The 15765-nt window shown below is 66.2% G+C and carries 11 protein-coding genes; 10 read left to right on the top strand and 1 reads right to left on the bottom strand.

Annotated elements, in window-relative coordinates; genetic code table 11:
• Window positions 1-234 precede the first annotated feature (234 nt).
• From ligA to ACSYS9_RS15730, 7 genes are all read left to right on the top strand, one after another.
• Window positions 235-2700, top strand: a complete 2466-nt coding sequence (gene ligA, locus ACSYS9_RS15760; RefSeq protein WP_071227471.1) for an NAD-dependent DNA ligase LigA — start codon at window positions 235-237, stop codon at window positions 2698-2700.
• Between the two features lie 49 nt (window positions 2701-2749).
• The gene (locus ACSYS9_RS15755; RefSeq protein WP_032127684.1) at window positions 2750-3235 is read left to right on the top strand and encodes a GNAT family N-acetyltransferase; all 486 of its coding nucleotides are present in this window, start codon (window positions 2750-2752) and stop codon (window positions 3233-3235) included.
• Complete coding sequence (gene epmA / locus ACSYS9_RS15750; RefSeq protein WP_032127685.1) at window positions 3232-4188, top strand: EF-P lysine aminoacylase EpmA; 957 nt, start codon at window positions 3232-3234, stop codon at window positions 4186-4188. The genes ACSYS9_RS15755 and epmA overlap by 4 nt, the downstream gene beginning before the upstream one ends.
• A gap of 142 nt (window positions 4189-4330) precedes the next feature.
• Complete coding sequence (locus tag ACSYS9_RS15745) at window positions 4331-5059, top strand: DUF3011 domain-containing protein (protein ID WP_071227473.1); 729 nt, start codon at window positions 4331-4333, stop codon at window positions 5057-5059.
• 47 nt (window positions 5060-5106) lie between these two features.
• Window positions 5107-6171 carry an S-methyl-5-thioribose-1-phosphate isomerase gene (mtnA, locus tag ACSYS9_RS15740; RefSeq protein WP_440568167.1) on the top strand — a complete coding sequence of 355 codons (1065 nt, stop codon included), beginning with the start codon at window positions 5107-5109 and terminating at the stop codon, window positions 6169-6171.
• Between the two features lie 218 nt (window positions 6172-6389).
• On the top strand, window positions 6390-9104 hold the full coding sequence (gene gyrA, locus ACSYS9_RS15735) for a DNA gyrase subunit A (protein ID WP_049400193.1): 2715 nt from the start codon (window positions 6390-6392) through the stop codon (window positions 9102-9104).
• Window positions 9105-9235: 131 nt separating this feature from the next.
• Complete coding sequence (locus ACSYS9_RS15730) at window positions 9236-11764, top strand: membrane-bound PQQ-dependent dehydrogenase, glucose/quinate/shikimate family (protein ID WP_071227475.1); 2529 nt, start codon at window positions 9236-9238, stop codon at window positions 11762-11764.
• Between the two features lie 43 nt (window positions 11765-11807).
• Here the strand turns inward: ACSYS9_RS15730 and ACSYS9_RS15725 are convergent, their stop codons facing one another.
• Entirely contained in the window at window positions 11808-12797 is a 990-nt protein-coding gene (locus ACSYS9_RS15725) for a zinc-dependent alcohol dehydrogenase family protein (protein ID WP_071227476.1), read from the bottom strand.
• Window positions 12798-12916: 119 nt separating this feature from the next.
• Between ACSYS9_RS15725 and ACSYS9_RS15720 the strand changes: the two genes are divergently transcribed.
• The 3 genes from ACSYS9_RS15720 (at window position 12917) to ACSYS9_RS15710 (ending at window position 15759) form a co-directional block, all read left to right on the top strand.
• Window positions 12917-13822, top strand: a complete 906-nt coding sequence (locus ACSYS9_RS15720; protein ID WP_071227477.1) for a LysR family transcriptional regulator — start codon at window positions 12917-12919, stop codon at window positions 13820-13822.
• 219 nt (window positions 13823-14041) lie between these two features.
• Entirely contained in the window at window positions 14042-15472 is a 1431-nt protein-coding gene (locus ACSYS9_RS15715) for a serine hydrolase domain-containing protein (RefSeq protein WP_071227478.1), read from the top strand.
• Between the two features lie 62 nt (window positions 15473-15534).
• Complete coding sequence (locus tag ACSYS9_RS15710) at window positions 15535-15759, top strand: hypothetical protein (RefSeq protein WP_125892069.1); 225 nt, start codon at window positions 15535-15537, stop codon at window positions 15757-15759.
• The last annotated feature ends 6 nt before the right edge of the window (window positions 15760-15765 follow it).

The following is a 15765-nucleotide window of genomic DNA, read 5'->3' as shown; positions in this document are numbered from 1 at the left end:
AAGCTGCTCTTTGTGGAGTCGAACCATGTTCGACTGCAGATGTGCCAACCAAGGTTGGCACCTACCAGAGCGGGGGGAGTGGTTGGCGCGTACCAGAGCGGGGGAGTGGTTGGCACGTACCAGGGCGGGGGAGGGCCAGTCGAGCAAGCTCGACGCTACGAAGGCGGGGCCGTTACCGGGCCTGACAGCCGGGCGCGGTAGAATCCCCGGCCATCCCAGAACCACCGGATTCCGATGAGCCCCAGCCCCGCCGAACGCGCCGAAGACCTTCGCCGGCAGATCGCCCAGGCCAACCGCGCCTACCACGAGCTGGACGCGCCGGAGATCCCCGACGTCGACTACGACTGGATGGTGCGCGAGCTGGAAGCGCTGGAGCGCGAGCATCCGGAGCTGGCCCGTGCCGACAGCCCGACCCAGCAGGTCGGTGCGCGCCCGTCCGGTCGCTTCCCGGAAGTGCGCCACGCGGTGCCGATGCTGTCGCTGTCCAATGCCTTCAGCGATGAGGAAGTGGCCGACTTCGTGCGCCGCATCGACGAGCGCCTGGGCCGACGCAGCCTGCGGTTCTCGGCCGAGCCGAAGATGGACGGCCTGGCGATCAGCCTGCGCTACGAGGACGGTCATTTCGTACTCGGCGCGACCCGCGGCGATGGCAGTACCGGCGAGGACGTTACCGCCAACCTGCGCGAGATCGGTGATATTCCCAAGCGGCTGCACGGCAAGGACTGGCCGGATGTGCTGGAGGTGCGTGGCGAGGTCTACATGGCCCGCGCCGACTTCGAGTCCTACAACGAACGTGCGCGCCTGCAGGGCGGCAAGGTGCTGGCCAACCCGCGCAACGCCGCCGCCGGTTCGCTGCGCCAGCTCGACCCGAAGATCAGTGCGCAGCGCCGGCTGAGTTTCTTCGCCTACGGCACCGGCGAAGTGCAGGGCGGCGAGCTGCCGGACACCCATTCGGGCACGCTGGCCCAGCTCGGTGCCTGGGGCTTCCCGGTCAGTGAGCTGTGCAAGGTGGTGGAAGGCACCGACGGCCTGCTCGGCTACTACCGCGATATCGGTGAGCGCCGCGATGGCCTGCCGTTCGATATCGATGGCGTGGTCTACAAGCTGGATGACCGCGCCGGCCAGCAGGCCATGGGCTTCGTTTCGCGTGCGCCGCGCTGGGCCATCGCGCACAAGTTCCCGGCACAGGAACAGAGCACTACGGTAGAGGCGATCGAGATCCAGATCGGCCGCACCGGTGCAGCCACACCGGTCGCGCGGCTGGCACCGGTGGCGGTGGCCGGCGTGATCGTGTCCAACGCCACGTTGCACAACGCCGACCAGATCGCACGCCTGGATGTGCGCGTGGGTGACAGCGTGATCGTGCGCCGCGCCGGTGATGTGATTCCGGAAGTGGTCAGCGTCATCCTTGATCGCCGCCCGCCGGGCACCACGCCGTGGCAGATGCCGACGCGCTGCCCGGTGTGCGGCTCGGAAATCGTGCGCGAGGAAGGTGCTGCCGCATGGCGCTGCTCGGGCGAACTGTCCTGCCCGGCGCAGCGCAAGGAAGCCATCGCCCATTTCGCCTCGCGTCGCGCGATGGATATCGATGGCCTGGGTGACAAGTACATCGAAACTCTGGTCGACGCCGGCATCGTCAGAAGCGTGGCCGATCTGTACCGGCTCAACCGTGACCAGCTGCTGCATCTGAAGCTGGTGCTGGATGCCGAGGACCCTTCCGCACTGGCGGCTGCGCTGAAGCTGCACCTGCCCGCCGAAGGCAGTGGTGCGGTGCTCAATGCGGTGCTCAAGCTGGATGGCAACGATCCGGGCTGGCGAGCACAGGCGCTGGTACAGCCGGCCAGCTTCGAATGGAACACGAAGAAGATCGCCACCAAGTGGGCCGACAACCTGATCGCGGCGATCGACGCCAGCCGTGCGGCCACGCTGGAGCGCCTGCTGTTCGCGCTTGGCATCGAGCACGTGGGTGAGAGCACGGCCAAGGCGCTGGCGCAGTGGTTCGGTGACCTGGAGCTGATCCGCCACCTGCCATGGCCGCTGTTCAAGCGTGTGCCGGACATCGGCGGCGAAGTGGCGCGTTCGCTGGGTCATTTCTTCGAGCAGCAGGGCAACCAGCAGGCCATCGATGACCTGCTGCAGGTCGGTCAGGTGCGCATCAGCGATGTGCATGCGCCCAGTGCCAAGCTGCGCGAAGGGCTGGATCTGGCGCAGCTGCTGGTCGAATCGGAGATCCCTGGCATCACCCGCCTGCGCGCCGAAAAACTGGTCGCTGCGCTTTCCGGCGCGCAAGCAGTGCTCGACGCCGAGCATGGCCAGTTCGTCAACGCCGGCCTGCCCGATGACACTGCACGCGGCCTGGCTGCGTGGCTCGATGCAGATGGCCATGGCGCGATGTTGCTGGCGGCCGAGAAGGCGATGCAGCAGATCCTGGCCAAGGCACCGGCGCTGGCCGAGATCGTGGCCGGCCCGCTGGATGGGCAGACCGTGGTGCTGACCGGCACCCTGGCCCAGCTCACCCGCGATGCCGCCAAGGAACGCCTGGAAGCGCTGGGTGCCAAGGTCTCCGGCAGCGTGTCGAAGAAGACCAGCTTCGTGGTGGCCGGTACCGAGGCCGGCTCCAAGCTGGACAAGGCGCAGTCGCTGGGCGTGCCGGTATGGGACGAAGACCGCCTGCTGGCCTACCTCGCCGAACACGAATGATGACCCCGCCGGGTGCCTGGCGCCCGGCATGAAACACAAAGGAACACCGATGCAGACCGCTCCGCTGGATTTCCGCCTGGCCACCCGTGCCGACGAAGAACTGTTGATCGCGTTGATGCGCGAGTTCTATGCCGAAGACAAGATCGACTTCGACGACGCGCGCGTGCGTCGCGGCGTGGACGCGCTGCTGGCCGATCCGCGCAATGGCGAGGTGCTGCTGTGGCTGGACGAGGCCGCCGAGGTGGTGGGCTACGCAGTGATCGCGATGGGTTTCAGCCTGGAGCAGGGCGGCCACTTCATGTTGCTGGACGAGCTGTACCTGAGTCACCGCGCGCGCGGCCGCGGCCGCGGCAAGCAGGCGCTGGCCATCTGCGAACAGCGCGCTCGCGGGCGTGGCGTCAGCCGCCTGCGGCTGGAAGTGAACCACCACAACGAACTGGCCCGGCGCCTGTACCTGGCCAGTGGCTACATCGATGACACCCGCGATCTGCTGACCCTGCCGCTGGATCATCCGCGCCCGGAGGGCATCCTGTGAGCGAGGCCCTGCTGCGCGCGCTGCAGCAGCGTGCCGCGCTCAACGCGCTGGTGCGCCGCTTCTTCGCCGATCGCGATGTGCTGGAGGTGGAGACGCCGATCCTGTCGGTGGCCGGCAACACCGAGCCGAACATCGACAGCTTCCACACCGATTTCACCGGCCATGTCGATGCCGGTGGCCGCCGCCGCTGGCTGCGCACCTCGCCGGAGTATCCGCTCAAGCGCCTGCTGGCGGCGGGCGTGGGTGACTGTTACGAACTGGGCCGGGTGTTCCGCAACGGCGAGGCGGGCGGCCGCCACAATCCGGAATTCACCATGCTGGAGTGGTACCGGGTCGGTTGGGACCACCATCGTCTGGTGCAGGAAACCGCCGAGCTGGTCGGCCAGGCGCTGGCCCTGGTCGGGCGCAGTGCGACGCTGCGTGTGCTCAGTTACCGCGAGCTGTTCCAGCAGTACGTGGGTGTGGATCCGTTCGATGCCGACGAGGCCGCGCTGCGTGCCGCGCTGGGCGAGGTACATATCGACCCGGTCGGGCTGACCCGCGATGACTGGCTGGATCTGCTGATGACCCATCATATCCAGCCGCATTTCGATGACGCGGTGATGACCGTGGTCCATGATTGGCCTGCCAGCCAGGCCGCACTGGCGCGCATTCGAGCCGGCACGCCGCCGCTGGCCGAGCGTTTCGAGCTTTATCTGGGGGCCGTGGAACTGGCCAACGGCTATCACGAACTGAACGACGCGCACGAACAGCGTGCGCGATTCCAGCGTGACCTGCAGCGACGCCATGAGCGGGGCCAGGTGCAACCGTCCGTGGATGAGGCGCTACTGTCGGCGTTGCCATCGATGCCTGCCTGCGCTGGCGTGGCGGTGGGTGTCGATCGGTTGTTGATGGCGATGAACCGCACGCCGCGTATCGCCGATGTGCTGGCTTACGACTTCGCCCACGCGTGAGCGCGGTGCGCACGTTCCTGAACATCGAAGGCTGAACGGAATTCCGCGTTTCCGCGCTTGCTTCGGTAAGCAGGATGATGCTCTTATCACGGCAGATGCCGGACACTGGCACGCAGTTCATCCATTCCTGCTGGGGAAGGCTTTGGTCAAGTGGTTTGCGGTTGTCGCTGCACCGGTGTACTCCATCGCGCTCTGGGGTGCCTGGCTGCCGTCATCGGCGTCGGCCCAGCAGGCGGGCTATGACGGCGAAGTGGTGACCTGCGAATCGCGCGACATGGGCTGGGTGCATTGCGATATCGACGTCAGCAATGGCATCGACCTTGTGCGCCAGTTGTCCAGCAACAGTTGCATCCGTGGCAGCGAGTGGGGCACCGACCGCAGTGGCGTGTGGGTCACCCTTGGCTGCCGCGCAGAGTTCCGTGCGCGTCGTGCGGAAGGTGCAGCGCCTGCGGCAACGGAAGGCAAGCGCCTGGTCCGCCGCGTGGTGCGCTGCGAATCCAATGGTCGTCCGCAGAGCTGCCCGGTGCGCCTCGACGGTGCCCCCGTGCGTCTGTTGCGGCAGCTGTCGGCACTGCCATGCCGGGAAGGGCAGGGCTGGGGCTACAAGCGCAACGAAGTCTGGACCAGCCGCGGCTGCCAGGGAGATTTCGAGGTGGCCGACGATGACGGCCGCTTCGTCGATGTGCCACGCCGGCTGACCTGCGAATCGAAGTCGAAGAAGCGCCGGTTCTGCGGGGCCAGCATCTCGGTCGGTGCCGTCGTCTCCGAGCAGCTGTCCAGCACGCCGTGCGAGGAAGGCAGCACCTGGGGCTGGAACCGCAACGGGATCTGGGTGGATGGCGGTTGCCGCGCCGAATTCTCGGTGAATTGAGTCCGGGCGGGCTCCAACCACGTGGGGCGTGGCCCTACAATGGGCCCATGAACACTGCCTCTGACATCGACTACGCCCGTTACGACCACATCCGCCCGATCCTGTGGACCGGCGATGCCCTGCAACTGCTGGACCAGCGCAAGCTGCCGTTCGTGGTCGAGCGTGTGGTCTGCCATGACAGTGACGAGGTTGCCGCCGCCATCCACGCACTGACCGTGCGCGGTGCGCCGGCGATTGGCATTGCCGCGGCCTGGGGCGTGGTGCTGGCCGCACGTGACGTGCAGGCCGCCGATGGGGCGCATGCATTGCAGCAGCTGGAACCGGCGCTGCAGCGCCTCAACGCATCGCGCCCGACCGCGGTCAATCTGGCCTGGGCGCTGGCACGCATGCGCCGCTGCCTGAACGCCGCCGGCGCCGACTGGAAGACGTTGCTGGAAGCGGAAGCGCAGGCCATCGCCGAGGAAGACCTGGCCGCCAACCGCCACATGGGCGCGCTGGGCGCGGGCCTGATCGAGGCCGGCAGTGGCGTGCTGACCCACTGCAACACCGGCTCGCTGGCCACCGCCGGCTTCGGCACCGCACTGGGCGTGATCCGTGCCGGCATGGCCCAGCACCGCATCGCCCGCGTGTTCGCCGGCGAGACCCGTCCGTGGCTGCAGGGCGCACGTCTGACCGTATGGGAACTGCAGCAGGATGGCATCGACGCCACCCTGATCGCCGATTCCGCCGCCTCGCACCTGATGAAGACCGGTGCGGTGCAATGGGTGATCGTCGGTGCAGACCGCATCTGCGCCAACGGCGATACCGCCAACAAGATCGGTACCTACCAGCTGGCCATCGCCGCCCGCCACCACTGTGTCAAATTCATGGTGGTGGCGCCGTCCTCGACCGTGGACATGGAGACCGTGGATGGCAGCCAGATCGAGATCGAGCAGCGAGATCCGGGCGAACTCTACGGCGTGGGCGGTACCCGCACCGTGGCCGAGGGCATTGCCGCCTGGAACCCGGTGTTCGACGTCACCCCGGGCGAGCTGATCGACGCCATCGTGACCGAGCGCGGGGTGATCCTGAACCCGACCACCGAGAACATGCGCGCCGCCTTCGGCGGTTGAGGCACAGGGGAAGGGGCAGCGTGACCTCCGCCCCCGGTAGTGCCGGCCGCTGGCCGGCAACCCCCTAAGTTCCTGATTTGTGCCGGTAAAATCTCCGTAAAGGGAGGCGGGAAACGGCCTGTTGTGGTAGTATCCACAGGTTGAATCGAGGTTCCGGCACGACCCCCTCCCGCAGAGGGCTGCGCCGGACTGGACCGCTACCAGACAACGGAACCCGAATGGCAGAAAACGCCAAGGAAATCATCCAGGTCAACCTGGAAGACGAGATGCGCAAGAGCTACCTCGATTACGCGATGAGCGTGATCGTGGGCCGCGCGCTCCCGGATGCGCGCGATGGCCTCAAGCCGGTGCATCGCCGCGTGCTGTTCGCGATGAACGAACTCAACGCGCACAGCAACAAGCCCTACTTCAAGTCGGCGCGTATCGTCGGTGACGTCATCGGTAAGTACCACCCGCATGGCGATCAGTCGGTGTACGACACGCTGGTGCGCCTGGCACAGCCGTTCTCGCTGCGTTACATGCTGGTCGATGGCCAGGGTAACTTCGGCTCGATCGATGGCGACTCCGCCGCGGCGATGCGATACACCGAAGCGCGCATGTCGCGCCTCGCGCATGAGCTGATGGCCGACATCGACAAGGAAACCGTCGATTTCCAGCCCAACTACGACGAGAAGGAACTGGAGCCGACGGTCATGCCGACCCGGTTCCCGAACCTGCTGGTCAATGGTTCGGCTGGTATCGCGGTGGGCATGGCCACCAACATCCCGCCGCACAACCTGAGCGAATCGATCAACGCCTGCATCGCGCTGATCGATAACCCGGAAATCGATGTCGACGGCCTGATGGAGTACATCCCGGGCCCGGATTTCCCGACCGCCGGCATCATCAATGGTACCGCCGGCATCGTCGCCGGCTACCGCACCGGCCGTGGCCGCGTGCGCATCCGTGCCAAGGCCGATATCGAAGTGGCCGACAACGGTCGCGAATCGATCATCGTCACTGAAATTCCTTACCAGGTGAACAAGGCGCGTCTGATCGAAAAGATCGCCGAGCTGGTCAAGGAAAAGAAGATCGAAGGCATCAGCGAGCTGCGCGATGAGTCCGACAAGGACGGCATGCGCATCTACATCGAGATCAAGCGCGGTGAATCTGCCGAGGTTGTGCTGAACAACCTGTACCAGCAGACGCAGATGGAATCGGTGTTCGGCATCAACATGGTGGCGCTGGTCGATGGCCGCCCGCAGTTGATGAACCTCAAGCAGATGCTGGAGGCGTTCGTCCGCCACCGTCGCGAAGTGGTCACCCGTCGCACCGTGTTCGAGCTGCGCAAGGCGCGCGCCCGTGCCCACGTGCTGGAAGGCCTGACCGTTGCGCTGGCCAACATCGACGAGATGATCGAGCTGATCAAGACCTCGCCGAACCCGAATGAAGCACGCGAGCGCATGCTGGCGCGCGTGTGGGAGCCGGGCCTGGTCGGTGCGATGCTGGGTGCCGCCGGTGCCGAAGCCTCGCGTCCGGAAGACCTGCCCAAGGGCGTGGGCCTGATCGAGGGCGGCTACCAGCTGACCGAGATCCAGGCCACCCAGATCCTGGAAATGCGCCTGCACCGCCTGACCGGGCTGGAGCAGGACCGCCTGACCGACGAGTACAAGCAGCTGCTGGAAGTGATCGCCGGGCTGATCCACATCCTGGAAGATCCCGACCGCCTGCTGCAGGTGATCCGCGAGGAGCTGGTCAACGTCAAGGCCGAGTTCGGCGACGAGCGTCGTACCGAAATCCGCCACAGCGAAGAAGACCTGGACATCCTCGACCTGATCGCGCCGGAAGACGTGGTGGTCACCGTGTCGCATGCCGGTTACGTGAAGCGGCAGCCGGTGAGCGTGTACCGCGCACAGCGCCGTGGTGGCCGTGGCCGCAGTGCGGCAGCGACCAAGGAAGAGGATTTCATCGAACAGCTGTGGCTGGTCAACACGCACGATACGCTGCTGACCTTCACCAGCTCGGGCAAGGTGTTCTGGCTGCCGGTGTACCAGCTGCCCGAAGCCGGTTCGAATGCCCGCGGCCGTCCGATCATCAACTGGATCCCGCTGGAGCCGGGCGAACGCGTTCAGGCCGTGCTGCCGGTACGTGAATACGCCGATGGCCAGTTCGTGTTCTTCGCCACCAAGAACGGTACGGTCAAGAAGACCCCGCTGGGCGAGTTCGCCTTCCGTCTGGCCCGCGGCAAGATCGCGATCAACCTGGACGAGGGCGATGCCCTGGTCGGCGTCGGCCTGACCGATGGCGAGCGTGACATCCTGCTGTTCGCCTCCAACGGCAAGACCGTGCGCTTCGGTGAAGACAAGGTCCGCTCGATGGGCCGTACCGCCACCGGCGTGCGCGGCATCAAGATGCCGGCCGGCGAGGAAGTGGTCAGCCTGATCGTGGCCGAGAGTGCCGGTGGCAGCGAGGACGAGAACGAGGACGACAACGGTGTCGAGGAAACCGCAGCCAATGGCGATGCGGTGATCGACGGCGCCGATGACGCCAGCGTGCAGTACATCCTCACCGCCACCGAGAACGGCTACGGCAAGCGCACCCCGCTGCCCGACTACCCGCGCAAGGGCCGTGGCACGCAGGGCGTGATCGGCATCCAGACCACCGAGCGCAACGGCAAGCTGGTCGCCGCAGTGCTGATGGGCTCCAGCGACGAAGTGCTGCTGATCTCCGATGGCGGCACCCTGGTGCGTACGCGTGGCTCGGAAATCAGCCGCGTTGGCCGCAACACCCAGGGCGTGACCCTGATCCGCCTGTCCAAGGACGAGAAGCTGCAGGCGGTGGAGCGCATGGATGCCTCGATCGACGAGGACGAGGACGAGGTGGCCGTCGCTGCCCCGGCCGCGACCGACGGCGCACCGGCTGCTGCCAGCAGCGAGGACGCCGCGCAGGAGTGATCCTGCCACGAGCCTGAGGTACCCGACGACGCCGGCCCTGTGCCGGCGTCGTCGTATCCGGATGCCGCACATACGCGCGCGCTTCACGCAGGCGGTGGGATAACGGCGCATGCTGCCCCCGGAGATCGACGATGTCCGCCACGCCGCAGTCTGCTCCTGCCCCTGTTCGCGCCTCCCGGCATCCCCTTGTCACCGTGCTGTCGCTGCTGCTGGTCGTGCTCGGCCTGGTCATCGGCGGGCTCGGTGCGTGGCTGCTCAGCCTTGGCGGCTCGGCGTACTACGCCATCGCCGGGCTCGGCCTGCTGGCCAGCGGCATCCTGTTGTTCGGCAACCGCCGCAGCGGTGCATTGCTGTACGCGCTGGTGTTCATCGGCACGCTGCTGTGGACCTGGTGGGAGTCAGGCAGCGACTACTGGCGCTGGGTGCCACGGCTGGGCCTGGTGACCGCACTCGGCATCGTGCTGGCCTTGCTGGCGCCCACCTTGCACGAGCCGGTCTCCAAACGCCTGTCGCGCAGCGTGGCGGGTGTGCTGATGCTGGTGTTCGTAGCCGCCTTCGGCCTGGCTTTTGCGCCGCATGGTGAAGTGGATGGGCATCAGCCGTTCCCGGAAGGCGCGGTCAGCGCCGGACTGGAACCTACGCGTGATACCACGGGCCTGCAGCCGGCTGACCAGCCCGCCGAGGGCGACTGGCCGGCGTGGGGCCGCAGCAATGCAGCCACCCGCTATTCGCCGCTGCAGCAGATCACCCCGGCCAATGTGGCCACGTTGCAGCCCGCCTGGCAGTTCCGTACCGGCGATATGCCCAAGAAGCGCTGGGGCGCGGAAACCACGCCGCTGAAGATCGGCGATCGCCTTTACCTGTGCACCGCGCGCAACCGCCTGATCGCACTCGATGCCGCCAGCGGCAAGGAACTGTGGCGGTTCGACCCCAAGGTGAAGGACGCCTCGATTCCGTACACCGCCGCCTGCCGTGGGGTGAGCTACTACGAGCAGCCCCGCACGCCGACCATTGCCGATGCGGCATTGGCCGATGTCGCCGCCGATCTGGCGCTGCCGGAGCCGCCGCCCAGCGTCACCCGCAGTGCTGCACCGGGCAGTCGACCGGCGTGCTGGGCACGCATCATCGAAGGCACGCTGGACGGCCGCATCATCGCGGTGGACGCGGACAGCGGCCGTCCCTGCGCCAACTTCGGCAACAACGGCCAGGTCGACATCACCCTGGGCATGGGGGAGGTGCCACCGGGTTACGTGTCGATCACCTCGCCACCGACCATCGTGCGTGGCGTGATCGTGACCGGTCACCAGGTGCTGGACGGGCAGCGCCGCGATGCGCCGTCGGGTGTGATCCAGGCCTACGATGCCATCACGGGCAAGCTGCGCTGGGCGTGGGACATGGACCAGCCCGAGCGCAGCGGTCTGCCGCCGCGCGAGCAGACCTATACGCGCGGCACGCCCAACATGTGGACCACCGCCACCGGTGATGAGGCGCTGGGCCTGGTCTACCTGCCGCTGGGCAATTCCGCGGGTGACTACTGGAGCGGCTCACGCACGGAAAACCAGAACCGCTATGCGACGTCACTGGTGGCGATCGACGTGGCCACCGGCAAGCCGGTCTGGCATTTCCAGGCGGTGCGCAAGGATGTGTGGGACTACGACCTGGGTTCGCAGGCCAGCCTGATCGATTACCCGACCGCTGCCGGCAAAGTGCCGGCGATCCTGTTGCCGACCAAGCAGGGCGACATCTACATCCTCGACCGCCGCAACGGCCAGCTTCTGACCGCGGCCGAAGAGCGCAAGGTGCCCATCGGTGGTGTTGAACCCGAGCAGCGCTCGCCCACGCAACTGTTCTCGCTGTACCACACGCTGCGTCGCGAGCATGAGCTGACCGAACGTGACATGTGGGGCATCACCCCGATCGACCAGCTGGTCTGCCGCATCCAGTTCCGCAAGGCCTACTACGAAGGGTTCTACACGCCGCCGAGCAGCGAGCGCCATTCCATCGAGTACCCCGGCTACAACGGCGGCTCGGACTGGGGCAGTGTGTCCATCGATACGCGCCGCGGCGTGATCGTGGCCAACTACAACGACATGCCGAACTACAACCGGCTGGTGCCACGCGCGGAGGCCGACCGGTTGGGCTGGCTGCCGCGCGAAAAGATCCGGTTCGACAAGGGCGGAGCAGAAGGCGCGGGTGACCCGCAGGTGGGCACGCCCTACGCCATCCAGGTCAATGCCGGTTGGCGCCTGCCGTTCACCGGTCTGCTGTGCAAGCAGCCGCCCTATGGCGGCATCCGTGCCATCGACCTGCGCACCGGCAAGCTGCTGTGGGACCGTCCATTCGGCAGTGCGCGCGGCAACGGACCCTTCGGCATCCGCTCCGGCCTGCCGATCGAGATCGGCACACCGAACAATGGCGGTTCGGTGGTGACCGCCAGCGGCCTGATCTTCATCGCCGCCGCCACCGATGACCTGCTGCGCGCCATCGACCTGAAGACCGGCAAGGAGTTGTGGCATGCCACGCTGCCCGCGGGAGGTCAGGCCAACCCGATGGTGTACGAGCAGGGCGGGCGCCAGTACGTGGTGATCATGGCCGGCGGCCATCATTTCATGGAAACCCCGAACGGCGATTACGTGATGGCGTTTGCGTTGCCCAGGTAACCGCAACGGGGGCGGTGGGCCGCCCCCGTTGCATGACGCTGGATCACACCGTCACCACCACCTTGCCGATCTGCTCGTTCGATTCCAGGTAACGGTGTGCGTCCTGGATCTGCGCGAACGGGAACACCCTGGCGATCTTCGGTGCCAGCGTGCCCTTGTCCAGGCCATCCACGATGAATGCCTTCGCGCGGGCCAGCGCGGTATCGTCGGAAACGATCTCCGAGTACAGGTAGCCTTTCAACGTCAGCGACTTGCCCAGCACGTTGAACAACGGGAACGGCGTGGGTTCGCTGCTCAGCGCGCCGTATTCCAGCAGGATGCCGCCACGCGCCATCGCTTCGGTCAGCGGCACGAACTGCGGGCCACCGATCGGATCGAACACCACGCGGGCACCTGCGCCGCCGGTGATGCGCGCCACTTCGGCCACCAGATCCTGCTCCTGGGTGGCGATGACGTGGGCGGCGCCTGCATCGAGCAGGGCCTGGCGCTTGCCCGGCCCACGGGTCACAGCGATCGGCGTGGCGCCGACTGCATTGGCGATCTGGATGGCGGCCAGGCCGACGCTGCTGCTGGCGGCGGTGATGATGACGAAATCCCCGGCGGACAAGTGCGCCTGCTCCAACAGCGCCCCCCAGGCGGTGACGTACTGCATCCACACCGCGGCGGCCGTTTCAAAGTCCAGTGCCTGCGGATGCTTGACCACCAGTCGTGCCGGCACGTTGGCCAGTTCGCCGTAGGTGCCCCAGCGCGCGATATCCAGCGGCGGCACCACGCTGACCGCATCGCCCGCGGTGAATCCGCTCACTGCACTGCCGACGGCTTCAACCACGCCGGCCGCTTCGTAGCCCAGGCGGCTGGGGAACTGCGCTTCCTGCAGGTAGGCGCCGTTACGGAACATCACCTCGGCGCGGTTCAGGCCGATCGCCTTCACCCGGATCTGGACTTCGTCAGGGGCGGGGGCGGGAACGTCGATATCGTCGATGCGCAGTACATCGGCAGTGCCATATTCGTGGATGCGGACAACCTGGCTCATGGGGGGCTCCGAGGAAGGGCCGGCGAGGGCGCCGGCGAAAGGGTGAGCGCTACTGTGCGCGTAGTCTGCATCCAGAATAAGGGGTAATCTGGCGTTTCATTGAAAAACAATTGTTTGCAATGGACCTGATCGTTCCCCTGCGGACCTTCGCCAAGGTGGCCGAGGTCGGCTCCTTCGCCGCCGCTGCCGAGGCACTGGACCTGTCGCCGCAGCTGGTCGGCAAGCACATCCAGGCGCTGGAGCAGCATCTGGGTGTGCGCCTGCTCAACCGCACCACGCGCAAGCAGAGCCTGACCGACTTCGGCCAGGCCTACCTCGCGCGGGCGCGGGTGATCCTGGAGGAAGTGGAGGGGGCCGAGCAGCTGGCCGAAGTGGCGCGCGGGCGGCCGATGGGGCGCCTGCGCATCAGTGCGCCGGTCACCTTCGGCGTGCACGCGCTGGGCCCCGCGGTGGTGGCCTACTTGCAGCAGTACCCGGACGTGCAGGTCGATCTGAACCTGTCCAACAATCTGGTGGACATCGTTGAAGACGGCTACGACCTGGTGTTCCGCACTGGCGATCTGGCCGACAGTGGGCTGGTGGCGCGGCGGTTGGGGCCGTATCCGCTGGTCCTGTGTGCCTCGCCGGACTATCTGGCTTCGCGCCCGGCCATTGCCCATCCCAATGACCTGAGCCGCCACGAGTGCCTGGGCTTCGCGCATTCGATCATCCGCACCCGCTGGAGCTTTCGCGATACCGATGGCGGCGTGCTGACCGTGCCGGTGTCCAGCCGCTTCATGGTCAACCAGGCCGAGCCGCTGCTGACCGCCGCCATCGGAGGGCTGGGGCTGATCCTGCAACCGCACGAAATGCTGGCCGGAGCATTGGCGCGTGGTGAGCTGGTGGAAGTGCTGCCGGACTACGTACCGGTGTCGACCTGGATCAACCTGGTGTATCCGCGCGATCGCCAGCTGACGCCCAAGCTGCGCAGCTTCCTGGACTTCTGCGTGGCGAGATTCAGCGAACAGACGATGGCAAGGCGATAGCGGGGCCATCGGGTAGCAGGGTTTCCATCAACTGCGAAGGATCTCGCACTCACGTTGCATCCGGGGCTGTGCGCATTCCACCACGCACGCGGAGTGGATGGCAGCGCATCGAAGCATTCAGCGTCACTGTTGAGGTGTTGCGGCAGAGTCCCTGGTGTCGATGCGGCGGCCGCATCCTTGGTCTAGGATGCGTCCAGGAATCCCCGCAAAGGAACTGCCATGAGGGTTGTTGGACGCCTGTTTCTCTGCAATGCACTGGCCTGTTCGGTTCTACTGGTTACCCCGGTTTTTCCAACAATCGGCGCTACATCTTCCGAGCGTGCACATCCACGTGCGCAGGACGCCATCGATGACTGGCTGGCGGCCTTCAACGCTGGCAGCCTCGAGCAACTGCAGGCGTTCGCCGATACCTACGCGAAGAAGGAAGGCAGCAGCCCCAAGGACTATCTCGAGTTCCGCGAGAGCACCGGCCCGCTGAGTGTGCTGGAAACACGCCAGAGCGCGCCCGGTCACGCGAAGGTGCTGGTGATGGGCCAGCTGAACGAGCGCGCGATGTGGGTGACGGCCAGCATGGACCCGGACAATCCGGCGCACCTGAAGCAGTTCCAGATCGAAGGCACTGAAACGCCGGACAAGTTCAAGCCGGAGAGGGTTGCTTTGCCTGCCCTGATGGCCGATGCCACAGCAAGGCTGGAGGCGCTGCGGGCCCAGGACGCGCTGTCGGGTGCGTTGCAGGTGGCACGGAACGGCAAGGTGCTGCTGGACTGGCGCGGTGGCAATGCCGATCGCACCGCTGGCATTCCAGTGGGCGTGGATACGCAGTTCCGCCTTGCGTCCTCCAACAAGATGTTCACCGCAGTGGCCATACTGCAGCGGGTGCAGGAGGGCAAACTCAGTCTCGATGACACGATCGGCAAGCACCTGCCGGACTATCCGAACAAGGCCGTTGCCAACAGCGTGACGGTTCGTCAGCTGCTGACCCATACCAGTGGCCTGGGTGATTTCTTCGGCGAAGATTTCGAGCAGTATTCCGCGTCGCTGAAGACGCTGGATGACTATGTGCAGCGCTTTGCCAAGGATGCACCGCAGTTCACGCCCGGCAGCCAGGACAGCTACTCGAACTATGGCTTCATCGTGCTTGGGCGGATCATCGAGGCCGTCTCCGGGCAGTCGTACTACGCCTATGTGGAGCAACACATCCTGCGCCCGGCAGGCATGACCGGCACCGGCTTCGAACCGGAAACAGTGACGGTGCCACAGCGTGCGGTCGCCTATACGAAGCAGGATGGGCAATGGGTGCGTGAAACGAAGTCGCTGCCCTGGCGCGGCATGTCAGCCGGTGGTGGCTACAGCACGGTGAGCGACATGGTGAAGTTCGCCGAGGCGCTGCGCAGCGGAAAGCTGGTCTCACCTGCATTGCTGCAGCAGGCCACCACGGCGCAGAACCACAAGGGCTGGTACGGGTTCGGCTTCGTGGTGCAGGGCGAGGGCAGGGAGCATCAGTACGGCCACGAAGGCGGTGCGCCCGGATCGAACAGTGCCATCGTGGTGCTACCCGTGCAGGGCTATGTGATCGTTGGCCTGGCCAATGTCGATCCGGATGCGATCGGCAATGTGGTCAACTACATCGCGCGAAGAGTGCCGCTGTAGTCCCGAGCGACTATACCGCAGCGATGTTGACGCTGGGGCAGGTGGCGGACCAGAATCGGGCCATGAGCCGACTCCTTCCCGTGGTGTGTCTGGTCGCCAGCATGGTGCTGCTGCTGCGTGGGGTGCACGTGATACTCAAGGGTGTTCCGGCCATGGCCAGCGAAGGTGCCAGTGCTGCGTATGCACAAGGCTACCTGCATGGACAAGCGGCAGCCGGGTGGGTGTTGATTGCCGCTGCAGCAGCCTGTGCGCTCATTGCCTGGCACAGGGCGCGCGCCAGAAAGTGAGAGACG

This window comes from Stenotrophomonas sp. STK17_22 (assembly GCF_051983905.1).
Taxonomy (GTDB): Bacteria; Pseudomonadota; Gammaproteobacteria; order Xanthomonadales; family Xanthomonadaceae; genus Stenotrophomonas; species Stenotrophomonas maltophilia_A.
The sequence above is the reverse complement of the archived record's forward strand: the minus strand, read 5'-3'. Positions and strand labels throughout refer to the sequence as shown.

Excerpts from the sequence above, each read along its gene's own strand:
- gyrA (WP_049400193.1), top strand. The coding sequence starts at position 6,390 with ATGGCAGAAAACGCCAAGGAAATCATCCAGGTCAACCTGGAAGACGAG.
- ACSYS9_RS15715 (WP_071227478.1), top strand. The coding sequence starts at position 14,042 with ATGAGGGTTGTTGGACGCCTGTTTCTCTGCAATGCACTGGCCTGTTCG.
- ACSYS9_RS15710 (WP_125892069.1), top strand. The coding sequence starts at position 15,535 with ATGAGCCGACTCCTTCCCGTGGTGTGTCTGGTCGCCAGCATGGTGCTG.
- ACSYS9_RS15725 (WP_071227476.1), bottom strand. The coding sequence starts at position 12,797 with ATGAGCCAGGTTGTCCGCATCCACGAATATGGCACTGCCGATGTACTG.
- mtnA (WP_440568167.1), top strand. The coding sequence starts at position 5,107 with ATGAACACTGCCTCTGACATCGACTACGCCCGTTACGACCACATCCGC.
- ACSYS9_RS15755 (WP_032127684.1), top strand. The coding sequence starts at position 2,750 with ATGCAGACCGCTCCGCTGGATTTCCGCCTGGCCACCCGTGCCGACGAA.
- ligA (WP_071227471.1), top strand. The coding sequence starts at position 235 with ATGAGCCCCAGCCCCGCCGAACGCGCCGAAGACCTTCGCCGGCAGATC.
- ACSYS9_RS15720 (WP_071227477.1), top strand. The coding sequence starts at position 12,917 with ATGGACCTGATCGTTCCCCTGCGGACCTTCGCCAAGGTGGCCGAGGTC.
- ACSYS9_RS15730 (WP_071227475.1), top strand. The coding sequence starts at position 9,236 with ATGTCCGCCACGCCGCAGTCTGCTCCTGCCCCTGTTCGCGCCTCCCGG.